This is a genomic window from Streptomyces nitrosporeus (genome assembly GCF_008704555.1).
In the GTDB taxonomy this organism is placed as follows: Bacteria; Actinomycetota; Actinomycetes; order Streptomycetales; family Streptomycetaceae; genus Streptomyces; species Streptomyces nitrosporeus.
The window spans coordinates 3,494,984-3,511,202 of sequence record NZ_CP023702.1 but is presented as its reverse complement, the minus strand read 5'-3'; the positions used below and the strand labels follow the sequence as shown (position 1 = coordinate 3,511,202).

The following is a 16,219-nucleotide window of genomic DNA, read 5'->3' as shown; positions in this document are numbered from 1 at the left end:
GCCCCCGCGCGGAGCCGTACCGAAGGGCCCGCCGTGTCCGTCTCCGGGACGGAGGGAACCGGCGGGCCCGCCCGTACGTCGATCATTTCAGGCACGCCGGGCAACGGCGGCAGACCGGCGGGCACCTGGGTCCGCCGGATCCGAGCGGGGGAGCGACAGGCGTGCGCGCACTGCGAATACTGCTGATCGTGGCGGTGGTCCTGGGGGCCGCCTTCGTCGCTCTCGACCGCGCCGCCGTGTACTTCGCCGAGTCGGAGGCCGAGGGCCGGGTCCGGTTCGCCGGGGCGGAGACCGGGAGGACCGAGGTCTCCATCAAGGGCTTCCCCTTCCTGACCCAGGTCGCCGGTTCCGAGCTCGGCCAGGTCGACGTCGAGGTCTCGGACATCGAGGCGAGTGCCGCGGGCCGGACGATCCGGATCAGCGAGATACGCGCCCGGCTCCACGAGGTCGTGCTCGGCGCCGGCTACACCAGCGCGACGGCGTCCAGGGCCACCGGGACGGCCGTCGTCTCCTACGCGGACCTCACCGCGGTGGCCGACGAGGGCGTCACCGTCGCCTACGGCGGGAACGGCAAGGTCAAGGTGACGGGCTCGGTGGAGATACCGGTGCTCGGCAAGACCGTCTCGCGCAGTGTGCTCTCCACGGTCGCCCTGACGGGCGGGGACACCGTCGAGGTACGTGCCGACGAGGTTCCGGGAGAGGGCATCCCCGGCCTGGAGGACCTCGTCCGCAGCAAGACGGACTTCGAACGGAAGGTCGGCGGGCTGCCGGAGGGGCTGCGACTGGAGAGGATCGAGGTGGCTCCGGGCGGCCTGGAGATCTCGGTGTCCGGCACGGACATCGCCCTGGCGGGATGACACCGCCCGCCCGGACCTGAGGGGACGTTCCGTGACCCCCGGCGGGCGCGCGCCACGACGGGGACACCGGCTCGGACGGCACCGGCCCGGAGGCCCGGCGGCCCCGATCCGGACGACACCGAGCCGGACGACACCGAGCCGGACGACACCGAGCCGGATGGCCCTGATCCCGATGCCCCTGATCCAGATAATGAGACGCCCCCGTCCGTTGTGCAGATGGTGCCCGGAAAGAGCTTCCCGGCGGGCTGCCGCACACGGATCCGGAGGGCTTGATGTCTCGCATCATGGACGATCGCGTATCACCATTCGATACCACGGTGACATCCCCGGCCATACCTCCCTACGATCGGACCCATGAAGCGACAGGCGGATCTCACGAAGCGGCGGGCAGTAGACCTGTGCCGCGTCGCCGCCATGCTCTGTCGCACCTTCTGAGCGGGACCCGCTTCCGCTTCCCCGGGCCCTTCGACGACGTCAGGGCCGAGCCCGTGCCTTCCGTACGCCTGCGGTGCCGAATGCCCGCGCGTACGCCCAGCACCACCCCGCCGCACACTGCCCCGGAGGAGAACACATGAGCCGCGCAGACGTCCTGGTCGACGCCGACTGGGTCGAGGCCCACATCGACGACCCGCAGGTCGCGATCGTCGAGGTCGACGAGGACACCTCGGCCTACGAGAAGAACCACATCAAGAACGCGATCCGGATCGACTGGACGAAGGACCTCCAGGACCCGGTCCGCCGTGACTTCGTCGACCAGGCCGGCTTCGAGAAGCTCCTGTCCGAGAAGGGCATCGGCAACGACACGCTGGTCGTGCTCTACGGCGGCAACAACAACTGGTTCGCCTCGTACGCCTACTGGTACTTCAAGCTGTACGGCCACGAGAACGTCAAGCTCCTCGACGGCGGCCGCAAGAAGTGGGAGCTCGACTCCCGCGACCTGACCGACGCCGTCCCGACGCGCCCGGCCACCCAGTACAAGGCCAAGCCGCAGGACGAGTCGATCCGCGCCTACCGCGACGACGTCGTGGCCGCCATCGGCAGCCAGAACCTGGTCGACGTGCGGTCGCCCGACGAGTTCAGCGGCAAGCTGCTCGCCCCGGCGCACCTCCCGCAGGAGCAGTCGCAGCGCCCGGGCCACGTGCCGAGCGCCCGCAACATCCCGTGGTCGAAGAACGCCAACGACGACGGCACGTTCAAGTCGGACGACGAGCTCAAGGCCCTGTACGAGAACGAGCAGGTCGACCTCTCCAAGGACACCATCGCCTACTGCCGTATCGGTGAGCGCTCGGCGCTCACGTGGTTCGTCCTGCACGAGCTGCTCGGCCAGGAGAACGTCAAGAACTACGACGGTTCGTGGACCGAGTACGGCTCCCTCGTCGGTGTGCCGATCGAGCTCGGCGCCAACAAGTAATTCCGCAGCAGGTACCGCTGATTCCGCGGCGGGTACCGCAGGACCGCGACCCGAAGGACAGAACACCATGTGTGGAGCACAGGCCGGTGGCCCCGACGCTTCGACGATCAAGCCCGGCGAGACGACCATCCAGGGCAGCGTGACCCGCGACGGCGAGCCCGTCACCGGCTACGTGCGCCTGCTGGACTCGACCGGTGAGTTCACCGCCGAGGTCCCGACCTCGGCGACCGGGCAGTTCCGCTTCTACGCGGCCGAGGGCACCTGGACGGTCCGCGCCCTGGTCCCGGGCGGCACCGCCGACCGCACCGTCGTGGCGCAGACGGGCGGCCTCGCCGAGGTCGCGATCGCCGTCTGACACACGGCGGGCTCTTCTCGCCGCGCGGTTCGCGCACGGACCGGCCGGAGGGCCGCACCCCAGGGGGTTGGACGCCACCTGAGCCGGGGTGCGGCCCTCCGCGCCGTTTCGGAGCGGGCCGTCCTGACGCGGAGCCGTTCCGGTCCTACGCTGGAGACATGTACGCCCGACGCAGGCGCGTCTACTTCCTGATGATGGGCGGATGCCTCGTACTGTTCGTGTCCGCCTGGGCGTTCGTGCGGCTCTGGTCCGTCCCGGCGGCCGTGGCGATGTGCGTGGTGGCGATGGTCATCCCGCCGGCCGCGGCGGTGGTCGCCAACCGGCGCGGCCCGGACGACCGGTGGTGGGACGACCCGGCGCCGAGGAGACCCGCACGCCCCGACCGCCCGCCGCCCGGCGGCGAAGACCGCGGCGCCCGCGGTGACCGTACCCGCGGTGACGGTGTCCGCCGGGACGGTGCCCGCGGTGATGACGTCCGCGCCGACGGAGCGGCGGGCACCGGCGACCCGGAGTCGGACGCCTGGTGGGGCGAGCTCGACGGGAGGAGACGCCGGGACACCCCCTGACGCGGCCGGCCGGCGGAGCCGGTCAGTAGACCAGGGCCTGGGTGCCGTCGGCCATGGCCTCCTGGACGAACACCTGGGCCCCGGCGATGCGTACGCCCTCCAGGACGTCCTTCTCCGTGATGTCGCGCCGGGCCGCGCACTGGGTGCAGAGAGTGATGCGCCCGCCCGCCCGGACCGCGTCGAGCAGGTCCACCAGCGGTGCGGAGTGCGGCAGTTCGAACGCGGCGGCCCGGCCGGGCAGGGCGAACCAGGCGGACTCCCCGGTCAGCCAGAGCGAGACCTCGACCCCGCTGGCCACGGCCACGGCCGCCACGGTGAAGGCCTGTGAGCACCGCTCGGCGGAATCGGCCCCGGCAGTCACCTTGATCACGAGCTTCTTGGACATGTACCGAACTGTAATCGTCCGGTGAACAACCTCCCCCTGTACCTGTGGGTCAGTTGTGTGCGCGGGTAACGGAATCCGTGCCTCAGGTCTCTATGGGGGGACCCTTTTGGAACCGAACGACACCATTCCTGATGCTCCGGCGGAGGCGCCCGTCACGCTCGCCGCCGCACCGGCCGGTCCGCAGCCCGTGGTGGGGTCCGTCACACCCGCCGACGCGCCGCCCGCCGCCCCGGCCGGTGCGCCGGCGGCCGTCCGGTCCCGCCCGCGCGGCCGGACGGCCCTGCTGATCGCGGCCGCCGCGCTGCTCGGCATCGCCGGCGGGGCCGCCGTGGGATACGGCATCCAGGCCGAGCGGCCCCCCACCCCCCTGGCCGCGCTGTCGCAGCCGGGCCTCGGCTACCCGGCGAAGGCACTTCCGGCGGACGAGGCACCCGGACCGCTTCCGGCCGACGAGGACCGCCTGGCCCGCGCGGACGGCGACCTGCGCAAGCTGCTGGTGGCCAAGCCGAAGGGATACCGGGAGGAAGAGGGCTTCGAGGCGGTCGACGGCTGGATCGACCTGGCGGATTACGCCCGTTCCTTCCGGAACGAGGGCCACATGTACGAGAAGCTCCTGAGCGGGGACCTCCGCAGGATCGCCGGCGCGTCCTGGGAGCGGGGCAACCGCACCGTGGGCGTGACGCTCGTCCAGTTCCGCAGCGGTGCCGAGACCGGTGCGGTCGAGCACGCCGATGGGCAGCTGTCGTACATGAGCGAGAGCGGTGTCGGCGCCGGGAACGAGGGCGACCCTCTGAAAGGCAGCGCTGACGGCCGCTACTACCTCTACGAGGTCGACAGGGAGCCGGGCTACCTGCCGGTGTACCGGGCCAGGGCGATCGCGCACCGGGGCGACGTGATGATGGAGGTCGGCATCTACGACACGAAGCCCATCAGCAAGAAGGACATCCGCAGCCTGGCCGAACGACAGCTGGAGCGACTGTGAACGACGTGACCACACCGGAGCCGGGCAAGGACCGGGAGCCCGCCGGGACCGGCACGGACGCCCCTGCCGCAGCCCCTGCCGGCACGGACACCCCCGCCGCTGTTCCCGCCCCCGCCGGGCGGCCGGGGAAGGCCGGGCGGATCGTCCTCACGGTGCTGCCCTTCGTCCTGGTGCTCGGCGCGGTCGGCGGTGCCGGTGCCTACACCGTGTCCGCGGTGGACGGCGCGGACCGTACGGCGAAGACCAGGGTCTGGCAGGAGGGCGGCAAGGCGCCCGGCAGGGATCCCGCGGGCGACGTGGGGGCCGGCCGCCACGACACGGAGCTGAGCCGGCTGCTGCTCCCGGTGCCCGACGGCTATGCGCTGGGCCCGGACGCGGACGCCGAGGGCAACGACAGCGAGGCCAGTGGGAAGAAGGCCACCGCCGCCATGAAGGAGTCCGGACGGGGCCTGGCGGGCAAGGAGCGGCGCGCGTTCGACAACGCGATCGAGAAGCTGGAGATCAAGGGCGTCGCCGTGCGCACGTACAGCGCGGTCAGCGCCGATCTGGTGGTCCGGACGACGATCACCAAGATGCTCGACCGTGAGGCCGTCCGTGGCACCTATGCGTTCCGGAAGGAACTGATGGAGGCGATGGGCTCCTTCCGCAAGGGGCCCTCCGTCAAGGGGCACAAGCACGCCGCCTGCTTCCTCATGCCCGTGGAGAAGGACGCCGAGGGAGGCACCGTCGATCTCGGCGGCATGGAGTGCGTGGCGTACGACGGCGAGCTGAGCATCAGCCTCAGCGCCTCGGGCACCAGGCCGTTCGACAAGGGCGGGGTGGCCGATCTGCTCAAGGACCAGATGGACCACATCGCGTCCCCGGGGGAGTACGTATGAGCGAGCAGACGGTGACACCCGCCGAGGCCGCACCCGTCGGCGAACCCGCCCCCGTGCTCCCGCCCGCCCCGGCCGGGGCATCCGCCGGGCAGGACGGCGGCCCCGTTCCGGTGAAGCCCCCGCGCAGGGTGCTGCGGGCCGTCGCCCGCTGGACCGCGGCCGTGCTGGTGTTCGGCGCGGTGGGCACGGGCACGGCCTTCGGGATCGCCTCCATGGAGCGCACCGACGTGCCGGGGCTGGCCACGGAGGGCGATGGGCGCTGGGACTATCCGGAACTGAGCCTTCCGGCTCTGCCCGAGGGGTCCCCCCGGCCGTTCAACCCGGGCAACACGGCCCAGATCCACCACGCCGACCTGCGGAAGCTGCTGATCCCGGCTCCGGAGGGCGCCACCGTGGACAAGAAGCTCACGGGTGGCTGGACGACTCCGGAACAGTTCGCGTCGGAGTACGGGGAGGGAAGCCGCGAACGGGTCACCGGTGAGCTCAGGGACTCCGCCCTGCGCCACATCGCGGTCCGCGGATGGACCATGCCGGACGGCACGGAGTCCCGCGTCTACCTCCTCCGGTTCAATTCGGTGGGTTACGCCATGGCGTTCCGGGACGACCTGTACATCGGCAGCGGTCCGGGCGAGGCGCTCGAAGGGAAGAAGGAGCTCGTCTTCGACGAGGACTGGGAAGGCGACGGCAAGGTCCCGGGCACCGTCGCCTACGTGTACACGGACCCCGCGAAGAACGGCAGGGAGCACATGCGCGCCGCCTATGTGCAGGCCGGTGACACCCTGGCGCTGATCGTCCACCGCCAGGAGGGCCAAGGGAGCGATCTGAAGGTCCCCTTCCACCAGACCGTCGTCCTGCAGAACCAGCTGCTGGGATGACGGGGCCCGGGGGAAACCCCGGACCGCCGCGGCCGGGCCCCACCCATTAGGCTGGGGCCCGGCCCCGTTCTGCCGTCATGCCGTCACCGAGGAGCTCCCGTGCTTGAGGTTTTCTTCTCCGCCCTACTGGTCCTGGTCTGCGTGGGCGTGCTCGCCTTCGCCGCGGTGACCGTGAAGAAGCTGTACCAGGGCCAGCGCTGACCCTCGCCGAACATCTCCCGTACACCCTCACAGATCGTCTGAGCCGCTCATGATCGAGATTCCGTCCGACCTCCACCCGGACCTCGTGCCGCTGGCCTTCCTCCTCGGCAACTGGGCGGGTGCGGGTGTCTCCGACTTCCCCGGCGCCGAGAAGTGCAACTTCGGCCAGGAGGTCACCTTCAGCCACGACGGCCGTGACTTCCTCGAGTACGTCTCGCACTCCTGGGTGCTGGACGCCGAGGGCAACCAGGTCAAGCCCCTGGAGAGCGAGTCCGGTTACTGGCGCATCGACAAGGACCGCAAGGTCGAGATCGTCATGGTCCGCGACCAGGGCATCGTCGAGGTCTGGTACGGCGAGCTGGCCAAGCAGAAGCCGCAGATCGACGTCGTCACCGACGCGGTCGCCCGTACCGCGGCGTCCGGGCCCTACAGCGGCGGCAAGCGGCTCTACGGCTATGTGAACAGCGACCTGATGTGGGTCGGCGAGAAGGCGACCCCCGACGTGGAGCTGCGCCCGTACATGTCGGCGCACCTGAAGAAGGTCGTCACCCCGGAGGAGGTCGCCGCGATGGCGAAGAGCCTCGGTGACATGCCTGACGACGGCATCGCGTTCTTCAAGTAGCCGGACTCCTCACCCGGGCGGCCCGTCCCGGGGCCCCGGCGGGCGGCGGGCCGTCCCGCCCACCGGACCCCCGGTGGGCGCCGCCCGCCCCGCCCTACACTGGGCGTGTGGTGAGCACCGACTGGAAGACCGACCTCCGGCAGCGCGGCTATCGGCTGACGCCGCAGCGCCAGCTCGTCCTGGAGGCGGTCGACACACTGGAACACGCGACACCCGACGACATCCTCGGCGAGGTGCGCAAGACCGCGTCCGGGGTGAACATCTCCACCGTCTACCGGACCCTGGAGCTCCTGGAGGAGCTCGGGCTGGTCAGTCACGCCCACCTCGGGCACGGCGCCCCGACGTACCACCTGGCGGACCGCCACCACCACATCCACCTGGTCTGCCGGGACTGCGGGGACGTCATGGAGGCCGACGTCGGCGTGGTCAGCGACTTCACCGAGAAGCTGCGCGAGACCTTCGGCTTCGACACGGACATGAAGCACTTCGCGATCTTCGGCCGGTGCGCCGGCTGCACGGCGAAGGCGGGGGCGGAGGCGAAGGCTGAGACAGAGGCCCCGGCTGAAGGGCCGGGACCGGCGGCCGGTGCTCGGTCCGGACCGTCCGGCACCCTGTGAAGGGCGCATCCCCTGGCCGTCCGGCCCGCGTGTGACAAGCGGACCGCCGGGGCGTTCCGCCGCCCCGTGGCGGGTGCGCCGCCGGGCCGTCCGGTGACCTCGTAACGGACGGTCCGCCGGGTCGTACGCTGGTCGCATGAAGAGTCCCCTGCTGTCCCTGCCCGGCGCCGTTCCCGCCGAGGGGCGCGACGAAGGCGTCGCCGCGCACTACGGCGACCTGTTCCGTGAGCAACGCGCGCTCGCCGACGGCAGCGGCCTGGTCGACCTCTCGCACCGCGGTGTCGTCACGGTCACCGGCGACGACCGGCTGACCTGGCTGCACCTGCTGCTCACCCAGCACGTCAGCGACCTCGAACCCGGCCGGGCGACCGAGGCGCTGATCCTGTCCGCCAACGGCCACATCGAGCACGCCCTCTACCTGGTCGACGACGGCGCCACGGTGTGGATGCACGTCGAGCCGGGGACCCGGGACGAACTGATCGCCTATCTGGAGTCGATGAAGTTCTTCTACCGGGTGGAGGTCGCCGACCGCACCGCCGACTTCGCCGTGGTGCACCTGCCGGCCGGTTCCATCGCCCCGGTGCCCGACGGCGTGACCGTACGCGAGACGGCACACGGCCGTGACCTGTTCCTCCCCCGTGCCGGCCTGGAGGCGTACGCCGCCGCGAACGGCCCGGCCGCCGGGATCCTGGCGTACGAGGCGCTGCGCGTGGAGGCGCACCGGCCGCGTCTCGGTTTCGAGACCGACCATCGCACCATCCCGCACGAACTGGGCTGGATCGGTACGGCCGTTCACCTCCAGAAGGGCTGTTACCGGGGGCAGGAGACCGTCGCGCGCGTCCACAACCTGGGGAAGCCGCCCCGCCGCCTGGTCTTCCTGCACCTGGACGGCAGCGAGGTGCACCTGCCGGGCCCCGGCACCCCGCTGCGGCTGGCGGCCGACGGGGAGGAGGGCCGCCGGCTCGGCTTCGTCACCACCTCGGCCCGCCACCACGAGCTGGGCCCCATTGCCCTGGCCCTGGTCAAGCGGAACGTCCCGGTCGACGCGGAGCTGATCGCGGGTGACACGGCGGCCGCCCAGGAGACGGTCGTCGAACCGTAGGCACCGGCCTCCAGGACCGAAAGCCCCGGCCTCCAGGACCGTAGGCCCCGGCCCGGCGCGGTGGCGTCGGGCCGGGGCACCGGGCGCCGGGGCCCGGCCGGTCACACCTCGACGAGCACGGTGAACGGGCCGTGGTTGGTGAGCGAGACCCGCATGTCCGCCCCGAACCGGCCCGTCTCCACCCGTGCCCCCAGCGCGCGCAGCCGCGCCACGACCTCGTCGACGAGCGGCTCGGCGACGTCGCCGGGCGCGGCGGCGTTCCAGGTGGGCCTGCGGCCCTTCCTGGCGTCCCCGTAGAGCGTGAACTGCGAGATGACCAGGAGCGGCGCGTTCACGTCCGAGCAGGACTTCTCACCGTCCAGGATCCGCAGGGTCCAGAGCTTCCGGGCGAGCTGTGCCGCCTTCTCGGCGGTGTCCCCGTGGGTGACTCCCACCAGCACACACAGCCCCTCACCGATGATCTCGCCGACCGTCCCGGCCGTGGCCGGGTCGTCCCCGGCGCCCGCGACGGTGACGCTCGCACCGTCCACCCGCTGTATCACTGCACGCATACAGACCAACCTATCTTGGGCCGAACGGGTACAGAGCACCTGCACGAGCACCCTCCGTAGTGGCACCATGCACGGTGTCGGTGTGCCGACGCACCGGCCGAGGGGACGGAACAGCATGAGTACACAGGGAACCGGGCCATCGCCCGGCGCCGTGCCGGTGACACGTACTGCCGGTACCTTGCGGCCACCCGTACAGCGAACCGGTGCCGCGCCCGGACCGGACCAGCGGCCCGCGCCTCTTCCGGCGGCCGTGCCGCTGCCGGTGCAGCAGCCCGGCCCGCTGCACGTGCCGGGGCAGACGGCGGGCAGCGGAGGAGCGGCGGGAGCCCCCGAAACCCCCGGAGCCCCCGAAACCCCCGGAGCCCACGGAGCGCCCGAAACTCCCGGAGCCCTCGGGGCACCCGGGGCTCCCGTCCCCTCCGCGGAGGGGACGGGAGCGGCGCTGCCGCAGGCGGGGTTCGGCGGTCTGGGGCTGCCGGAGCTGCGTACCGTGTGCCGCGACGCCCGGCGGGACGAGGCGGACCTCAGTTACGTACGCCGGCTGGTGCAGGGCCGGATCGACATCCTGCGGGCGGAGCTCGCCCGCCGCACCGGTCCGCAGACGCCGGTGGTGGACCGGTTGTCGGAGATCCTCGCCGACGCCCCGTCCGTGCACCGCTCCTCGGTGCGGCACGTCACCCTCACCACGCCGCGCAGCGACGAGTACCGGCAGCTGGCGGCGGACACCCTGGCCGAGGTGGGACTCTCCGATCTGCGGGCCCGGACGGACGAGGAGCTGGCGTCGGCGATGGGGCGGCTGGTCGGCTACGAGCGGCAGGTCTCGCGGCGCCGCCACCGGCTCCAGCGGACGGTCGACGATTGCAGTGCGGAGATCGCCCGCAGGTACCGTGACGGTGAAGCACAAGTAGACGACCTGCTGGCCTGAAGTGATCCTTCCGGAGGCGGGTTCCGTCCCGTCTCCGGAAGGCCACCAGCCCCCATGACATCCCCGACATCCCCGTCGCGCTCCTCCTTCGTCTCTTCCGCGCCGCCGGTTCTGGCCGAGGTCGTACGGTCCGGTTTCACGGAGGGCCACCACCGGGGGTCGCTGGTCGTCCTGGCGGCGGACGGGAGTGTCGAACTGGCCCTCGGCGACCCCGCGGCCCCCGTCTTCCCGCGCTCGTGCAACAAGCCGATGCAGGCCGCCGCGATCCTGCGGGCCGGCCTCGACCTGTCGGGGGAGCGGCTGGCGCTGGCCGCGGCGAGCCACTCCGGCGAGGCCTTCCACCTCGACCTGGTCCGCACGATGCTCTCCGAGCACGGCCTGACCCCGGAGGACCTGCGGACCCCGCCCGATCTGCCGCTGGACCCGGTGGAGGCGGAGGCGTACCTCGCCGCCGGGCGGGTGCGCGAGCCGCTCACCATGAACTGCTCGGGCAAGCACGCGGCGATGCTCGCCGTCTGCGTGCGCAACGGCTGGGACACGGCCGGCTACCTCGACCCGGCCCACCCCTTGCAGCGGCTGACCTGCCAGGTCGTCGCGGAGGCGGCGGGCGAGCCGGTCGCGGCGGTCGGCACGGACGGCTGCGGTGCGCCGCTGATGGCGATCGGCCTGGTGGGCCTGGCCCGCGCCTTCCGCACCTTCGTCACCGCCGCGCCGGGCTCGGCCGAGCGCCGGGTCGCGGACGCGATGCGGGCCCACCCGGAGTACGTGGCGGGCACCCGGCGGCCGGACACCTGGCTGATGCGTGAGGTGCCGGGCGTGCTGTCCAAGATGGGCGCCGAGGCGGTCCAGGCGGTGGCGCTGCCGGACGGGCGGGCGCTGGCTTTCAAGATCGACGACGGTTCGACGCGTGCGCTCGGCCCGGTGCTGGCCCGCGCGCTCGGACTGCTGGGCGTCGACGCCCCGGTGGTCGCCCGGATCGGCCGGGCACCGCTGACGGGCGGCGCCGCGGAGGTCGGGGAGATCCGCGCGGCGTTCTGAGGGGCGGGGCGCCCCCGGGGCACCCCTTCTTCCGCGGGGCCGGCCGGGTGCGGGCACGAGGTGCGGGAAAACGCACGACAGGCAGGGTGCCGAGTGCCTAGCGTGTGCCACATGAGCCTTGATCCGCGTGCCGTCTCCGCCGCCGACCTCCCCGACTGGATGCGAGGCGTGGAGACCGGTTTCCTACGTCCGTACAGGGCGACGGAGGAGGACGTCGAGGTGAACCTCGCCCGGACCGATCTGCCGCGCGTGCAGGGGGTGTTCGACGCCGGGCGGTGTGTGGCGACCTTCCGTTCCTTCGCCCAGGAACTGACGGTGGTCGGCGGTGCCCGGGTGCCGGCCGACGCGATCACGGCCGTGACGGTGTCACCCACGCACCGCCGCCGCGGTCTGCTGGGCCGGATGATGGCGGCGGACCTGGCGGCCGCCCGGGAGCGGGGCGAGGTGGTGGCCTCGCTGATCGCGGCGGAGTACCCGATCTACGGGCGGTACGGGTTCGGCCCCTCGGCCTGGGCGACCGAGTGGGAGATCGACGTCCCCCGGACCGGCCTGGACCCGCACCGCCCGGTCCCGGACGGGGCGGACGGCGGCAGCATCGACCTGGTGGACGGCGGCACCGTACGCAAGCTGGGACCGGTCCTGCACGAGCGCCTGGCCGCCCGCAGGCACGGGTTCGTCAGCCGTGACGAGCACTGGTGGCAGCGCGGTACGGGGATCGGCGTGCCGTCGTACGAGGCGTGGACGGAGCCGTTCTACGCGATGTACCGGTCGGCGGACGGCGAGGTGGACGGGTTGCTCGTCTACCGGGCGGACGACCGGTGGGGCGACGCGAAGCAGCCGCTGAACAAGGCGACGGTACGTGAACTGATCGCGGCCACCCCGGCGGCGGAGCGCGCCCTGTGGCGGTTCGTCTGCTCGATCGACTGGGTCACCACCGTCCGTACCGGATACCGCGCGCCGGACGACCTGCTGCCCTTCTTCCTCCCCGACCCCCGGGCAGCGCGGGTCGTGACCTACGCGGACTGGCTGTGGCTGCGCCTCCTGGACGTCCCGCGCGCGCTGGAGGCGCGCTCCTACGCGGCCGAGGCGTCCCTGGTGCTGGACGTCCGGGACGAGGCGGGCCTGGCCGGCGGCCGGTTCCGGCTGGACGTCTCCCCGTCCGGTGCCTCCTGTGTTCCCACGACGCGGAGCGCGGATCTCGCCCTGGGCGCCACCGAACTGGCCACGCTCTACCTCGGCGACGAGTCGGCGCTGCGGCTCGCGGCACTGGGCGGCGTCGAGGAGCTCCGCCCCGGTGCCGTCCGGTCGGCGGACGCGGTCTTCCGGGCCGAGCGGCGGGCCTGGTGCCCGGACATGTTCTGACCGGCGGCCGGTTCACGGGCCGGCCGGCGCCCGCGGGGTCCGGCCCCGGTGAGGGGCTGGGCGGCCCGTACCCCGGCGGCCGTCACCGGGTCCGCAGCCGGAACAGCACCCCCGACAGTCCGATCGCCACCGCGAGGATTCCGGCGGCCCAGGCGAGCGCGATCCAGGGGGCGCCGCCCACCGGCCGGTCCAGCAGCAGGCCGCGCAGGGACTCGATGGCCGGGGTGACGGGCTGGTGGTCGGCGAAGCCGTGCAGCCAGCCGGGCATCGAGTCGACGGGGACGAACGCGCTGCTGGGGTAGGGCAGGAACGACATGAAGAAGGTGAAGCCGCCGGCCGCTTCCGGGGAGCGGGCGAGCAGGCCGAGGGCGGCGGCGAACCAGGAGAGGGCGACGACGTAGGCGAGGAGCACCCCGGCGAGGGCGAACCAGCCGCCGGGGGTGGCGGCGGGGCGGAAGCCGATGGCGAGGGCGACGCCGAAGACGAGGGTGGTGGAGACCAGGTTGCGTACGGTGCTCGCCAGGACGTGGCCGGCCAGGACCGGTGTCCCGCCGACGTCCAGGGTGCGGAAGCGGTCGATGACGCCGCCCTTCATGTCCTCGCTCACCGCCATCGCGGTGTTCGCCGAACCGAAGCCCACGCAGAGGAGCAGCACCCCGGGGACGACGTACATGACGTACGAGTCGTACGCGGTCCCGGTCTCGATGGCTCCGCCGAAGAAGTAGACGAAGACCAGCATCATCATGACCGGCAGCGTCATCGCCGTGAGCACGGCGTCGAGGTTGCGGCGGCTGATGCGCAGGCTGCGGCCCGTCATGACGGCGGCGTGGGTGAGGAGGCCGGGGGCGGCCGGAGCGGTCTCAGACATGGCTGGACTCCTTCGTGGTGCCGGCCGCCGGGCCGGTCCGCGGGGCGTGGTGGCCGGTGAGGGCCAGGAACACGTCGTCGAGGCTCGCGCCGTGCAGGGAGAAGCGGGCCACGTCCCTGCGGTCCGGGTCCACCTCGTCGAGCAGGGCGCGTACATGGGCGGCCGTGCCGTCGGTGGGCAGGCCCAGGGTGAGGGTGGCGGGGGAGTGGGTCACGGCGCGGCCGGCGAGGCGGGTGTAGGCGTCCCGGCCGGTGAGGACCAGGTCGAGACGGTGGCCGGGGACCTTGGACTTCAGCGCCTCGGGGGTGCCCTCGGCGACGATCCGCCCGTGGTCCAGGACGGCGATCCGGTCGGCCAGCCGGTCGGCCTCCTCCAGGTACTGGGTGGTGAGCAGTACGGTGGCGCCCCGGCCGGCCAGATCGGTGACGACCTGCCACAGCTCCCTGCGGCTGCGCGGGTCCAGCCCCGTGGTGGGCTCGTCCAGGAAGAAGACGGCCGGCTCGGGAGAACCGGTCAGCCCGGCCGCGAGGTCCAGGCGCCGGCGCATCCCGCCGGAGTACGTGCGTACCTGGCGGCGGGCCGCTTCGGTGAGGCCGAAGCGGGCGAGCAGTTCATCGGCGCGGCGCCCCGCCTCCGCGCGTGACAGACCGGCCAGCCGGGCCGTCATCCGCAGGTTCTCCTCGCCGGTCTGGGTCTCGTCCACGGCGGCGTACTGACCGGTCAGGCTGATCGAACGGCGCACCTCGCGCCGGTCGGCGACGACGTCGTACCCGGCGACGCGCGCGGTGCCGGAGTCGGCGGTGGACAGGGTGGCCAGGATGCGGACCGTGGTGGTCTTGCCCGCGCCGTTGGGCCCGAGCAGGGCGAACACCTCGGCCCGGGGCACCCGCAGGCCGAGGCCGTCCAGGACCCGGACGCGGGCGGACGGCTTTCCGTAGGACTTGGTGAGGCCGTGGGCCTCGATCATCGTCTCCGTCATCACGGAGACCCCCCTTCGGTTCCCGCATGCTTCTGTGTATGACATACGCGTTACTGTGTAAGTAATACGCAAATCTAGGATGAGGGTCAAGACTGCGCGGGGAGAGGGCGGCATGCGGTGACGGACAAGAGCGGCACATCCGGGGAAACGGGGCTGCCGGCGAGCATCGAAGCCGCCTGGGGGCTCCGGGAGCGCCCGGTCAAGGGGCCCAAGCCGGGGCTCACGCTGGACCGGATCGTCACGGCGGCCGTGGGCGTGGCCGCGTCCGAGGGGCTGGCGGCCGTCTCCATGGGGCGGGTCGCCAAGGAACTCGGCGTGTCGACGATGGCGCTCTACCGCTACGTCTCCGCGAAGGAGGAGCTCTACCTCCTCATGCAGGAGGCGGCCATGGGCGAGCCCGAACCGCTCCCGGCCCTGGTGTCGGGCGCGGGCTGGCGCGAGGCGCTCGTCGAATGGGCGTGGGCCCAGCGGCGCATGTACCACCGCAACCTGTGGGCCCTGCGCATCCCGATCACGGGCCCGCCCGCCAGCCCCCACTCGGTGGCCTGGTGGGAACAGGGCCTCCAGGCGCTGTCGGACAGCGGACTCACCGAGGGGTCCAAGATCTCCGTGATCCTGCTGGTGTCCGGCCTCGTACGGAACGACGCGCTGCTGATGAGCGACATCGCCGCCGCCGTGGAGCGGGAGGGCGTGCCCGCCGAGGAGGTCATGGCCCGCTGGGAACGCACGCTCAAGCGGCTCGTCGACCCGGTACGGCACCCGGCGCTGGTCCGGCTGCTGGAGGCCGACATCATGACCGAACCGGACGACCCCGACTACGAGTTCGTGTTCGGCCTGGAGCGGTTGCTGGACGGCGTGGAGGAGCTCATCCGCAAGGAGTCGGCGGGGGCGTGAGCCCCGCGCCGGGCGCGGGGGCGGGCGCTTCCTCGTCGTACCCGAATCCGAACAGGCCCCGCAGGCCGTCCGGTTCGCGGAAGAGCACACCGGTCATCCCGAGCGCCACCGCCGCGTCGACGTTCTCCTGACGGTCGTCGACGAACAGGCACCGGTCCACGGGCACCCCCGCCCGGGCGGCGGCGATCCGGTAGATGGCGGGGTCGGGTTTGGCGACGCCCTCCAGCGCGCTGCTGACCACGTGGTGCGCCAGCCCGGTGAGCCCCAGAAGGGCCAGGTCCTCCTCCAGCTGGAGCGTGGCGTTGGTGACCAGCACCAGGGGCATCCGTTCCCGTACGCGCCGCAGCAGGGCCACCACCGCCTCGTCCGCCCGGAAAGGCGCGCCGCGAAGGGCTTCCCCCAGCTCCCGTGCCCGCTCCTCACCGACCCGCCCGGCGAGGCCGGACGCGATGGCGGCGACCCACTCGTCCGGGGTGATCCGGCCGAGGAGGAGCGGAAGGTCGGTCCCGGGGGCGTAGGCGATGCCCGTGGTGGTGCCCTCGGGCAGGCCGTAGGCGCGCTCCAGCTCGGAGAGGCGGGTCAGGTCGTAGAAACGGACGACGTTGTCCAGGTCGCAGAGCACCGCGTCGTAGGGGGCGCCGGTCCCTTGCGCCGGGAGGACGCCGCCGGGAGGACGGCCGGGCGGGGCGCCGGGGGCGGGTGTGCCCTGCGGCCGGGGCGTGTCGGAGGTGTCCACGGGCTCGTCCCTCGG

The 16,219-nt window shown here is 72.6% G+C and carries 20 protein-coding genes; 15 read left to right on the top strand and 5 right to left on the bottom strand.

Translation table 11 applies throughout. The features are described from left to right. The first annotated feature begins 161 nt into the window (after nucleotides 1-161). The 5 genes from CP967_RS15585 to CP967_RS15570 all read left to right on the top strand — a co-directional run bounded on the left by CP967_RS15585 (nucleotide 162) and on the right by CP967_RS15570 (nucleotide 3,189). A complete protein-coding gene (locus CP967_RS15585) occupies nucleotides 162-857 on the top strand; it encodes an LmeA family phospholipid-binding protein (RefSeq protein WP_150488565.1) in 696 nt (231 codons plus the stop codon). Between the two features lie 354 nt (nucleotides 858-1,211). Then, nucleotides 1,212-1,292: a putative leader peptide gene (locus tag CP967_RS35430; protein WP_350310325.1), complete on the top strand. Its 81-nt coding sequence runs from the start codon at nucleotides 1,212-1,214 to the stop codon at nucleotides 1,290-1,292. A 136-nt stretch (nucleotides 1,293-1,428) separates the two neighbouring features. Then, nucleotides 1,429-2,268, top strand: coding sequence for a sulfurtransferase (locus tag CP967_RS15580; RefSeq protein ID WP_150488564.1), 840 nt, complete (start codon nucleotides 1,429-1,431; stop codon nucleotides 2,266-2,268). A gap of 67 nt (nucleotides 2,269-2,335) precedes the next feature. After that, nucleotides 2,336-2,623, top strand: coding sequence for a DUF1416 domain-containing protein (locus CP967_RS15575; protein ID WP_150488563.1), 288 nt, complete (start codon nucleotides 2,336-2,338; stop codon nucleotides 2,621-2,623). Between the two features lie 158 nt (nucleotides 2,624-2,781). Further along, nucleotides 2,782-3,189, top strand: coding sequence for a DUF3099 domain-containing protein (locus tag CP967_RS15570; protein WP_150488562.1), 408 nt, complete (start codon nucleotides 2,782-2,784; stop codon nucleotides 3,187-3,189). Between the two features lie 22 nt (nucleotides 3,190-3,211). On the opposite strand, the gene CP967_RS15565 is transcribed toward CP967_RS15570, so the two are convergent. Further along, nucleotides 3,212-3,574: a DsrE family protein gene (locus CP967_RS15565; RefSeq protein WP_150488561.1), complete on the bottom strand. Its 363-nt coding sequence runs from the start codon at nucleotides 3,572-3,574 to the stop codon at nucleotides 3,212-3,214. A gap of 106 nt (nucleotides 3,575-3,680) precedes the next feature. Between CP967_RS15565 and CP967_RS15560 the strand changes: the two genes are divergently transcribed. From CP967_RS15560 to ygfZ, 6 genes are all read left to right on the top strand, one after another. Then, complete coding sequence (locus tag CP967_RS15560; protein WP_150488560.1) at nucleotides 3,681-4,556, top strand: hypothetical protein; 876 nt, start codon at nucleotides 3,681-3,683, stop codon at nucleotides 4,554-4,556. After that, complete coding sequence (locus CP967_RS15555; protein WP_244338964.1) at nucleotides 4,553-5,434, top strand: hypothetical protein; 882 nt, start codon at nucleotides 4,553-4,555, stop codon at nucleotides 5,432-5,434. The genes CP967_RS15560 and CP967_RS15555 overlap by 4 nt, the downstream gene beginning before the upstream one ends. Further along, nucleotides 5,431-6,309: a hypothetical protein gene (locus CP967_RS15550; RefSeq protein ID WP_150488559.1), complete on the top strand. Its 879-nt coding sequence runs from the start codon at nucleotides 5,431-5,433 to the stop codon at nucleotides 6,307-6,309. The genes CP967_RS15555 and CP967_RS15550 overlap by 4 nt, the downstream gene beginning before the upstream one ends. A gap of 250 nt (nucleotides 6,310-6,559) precedes the next feature. Next, nucleotides 6,560-7,132, top strand: coding sequence for a heme-binding beta-barrel domain-containing protein (locus CP967_RS15540; protein WP_150488558.1), 573 nt, complete (start codon nucleotides 6,560-6,562; stop codon nucleotides 7,130-7,132). A gap of 107 nt (nucleotides 7,133-7,239) precedes the next feature. After that, nucleotides 7,240-7,749 carry a Fur family transcriptional regulator gene (locus tag CP967_RS15535; protein WP_150488557.1) on the top strand — a complete coding sequence of 170 codons (510 nt, stop codon included), beginning with the start codon at nucleotides 7,240-7,242 and terminating at the stop codon, nucleotides 7,747-7,749. Nucleotides 7,750-7,885: 136 nt separating this feature from the next. Next, entirely contained in the window at nucleotides 7,886-8,851 is a 966-nt protein-coding gene (gene ygfZ / locus CP967_RS15530; RefSeq protein ID WP_150488556.1) for a CAF17-like 4Fe-4S cluster assembly/insertion protein YgfZ, read from the top strand. 101 nt (nucleotides 8,852-8,952) lie between these two features. Here the strand turns inward: ygfZ and dtd are convergent, their stop codons facing one another. Next, nucleotides 8,953-9,402, bottom strand: coding sequence for a D-aminoacyl-tRNA deacylase (dtd, locus tag CP967_RS15525; RefSeq protein ID WP_150488555.1), 450 nt, complete (start codon nucleotides 9,400-9,402; stop codon nucleotides 8,953-8,955). Nucleotides 9,403-9,652: 250 nt separating this feature from the next. Here dtd and CP967_RS15520 point away from each other — a divergent pair, with 250 nt between their 5' ends. The 3 genes from CP967_RS15520 to CP967_RS15510 all read left to right on the top strand — a co-directional run bounded on the left by CP967_RS15520 (nucleotide 9,653) and on the right by CP967_RS15510 (nucleotide 12,727). After that, nucleotides 9,653-10,327, top strand: a complete 675-nt coding sequence (locus CP967_RS15520; RefSeq protein WP_341874671.1) for an RsiG family protein — start codon at nucleotides 9,653-9,655, stop codon at nucleotides 10,325-10,327. Nucleotides 10,328-10,381: 54 nt separating this feature from the next. Further along, the gene (locus CP967_RS15515) at nucleotides 10,382-11,365 is read left to right on the top strand and encodes an asparaginase (RefSeq protein WP_150488553.1); all 984 of its coding nucleotides are present in this window, start codon (nucleotides 10,382-10,384) and stop codon (nucleotides 11,363-11,365) included. A gap of 111 nt (nucleotides 11,366-11,476) precedes the next feature. Next, entirely contained in the window at nucleotides 11,477-12,727 is a 1,251-nt protein-coding gene (locus CP967_RS15510; RefSeq protein ID WP_150488552.1) for a GNAT family N-acetyltransferase, read from the top strand. An 82-nt stretch (nucleotides 12,728-12,809) separates the two neighbouring features. Here the strand turns inward: CP967_RS15510 and CP967_RS15505 are convergent, their stop codons facing one another. Together CP967_RS15505 and CP967_RS15500 are read right to left on the bottom strand one after the other, a co-directional pair. Further along, nucleotides 12,810-13,595 (bottom strand): ABC transporter permease, encoded by a 786-nt coding sequence (locus tag CP967_RS15505; protein WP_150488551.1) that lies wholly within the window; start codon nucleotides 13,593-13,595, stop codon nucleotides 12,810-12,812. After that, entirely contained in the window at nucleotides 13,588-14,574 is a 987-nt protein-coding gene (locus CP967_RS15500) for an ATP-binding cassette domain-containing protein (RefSeq protein WP_150488550.1), read from the bottom strand. The genes CP967_RS15505 and CP967_RS15500 overlap by 8 nt, the downstream gene beginning before the upstream one ends. 117 nt (nucleotides 14,575-14,691) lie before the next feature. Between CP967_RS15500 and CP967_RS15495 the strand changes: the two genes are divergently transcribed. Then, on the top strand, nucleotides 14,692-15,468 hold the full coding sequence (locus CP967_RS15495) for a TetR/AcrR family transcriptional regulator (protein WP_150488549.1): 777 nt from the start codon (nucleotides 14,692-14,694) through the stop codon (nucleotides 15,466-15,468). Here the strand turns inward: CP967_RS15495 and CP967_RS15490 are convergent. Beyond that, nucleotides 15,440-16,090 (bottom strand): HAD-IA family hydrolase, encoded by a 651-nt coding sequence (locus CP967_RS15490; RefSeq protein ID WP_150491870.1) that lies wholly within the window; start codon nucleotides 16,088-16,090, stop codon nucleotides 15,440-15,442. The two genes, CP967_RS15495 and CP967_RS15490, sit on opposite strands and share 29 nt — an antisense overlap. Nucleotides 16,091-16,219 lie beyond the last annotated feature (129 nt).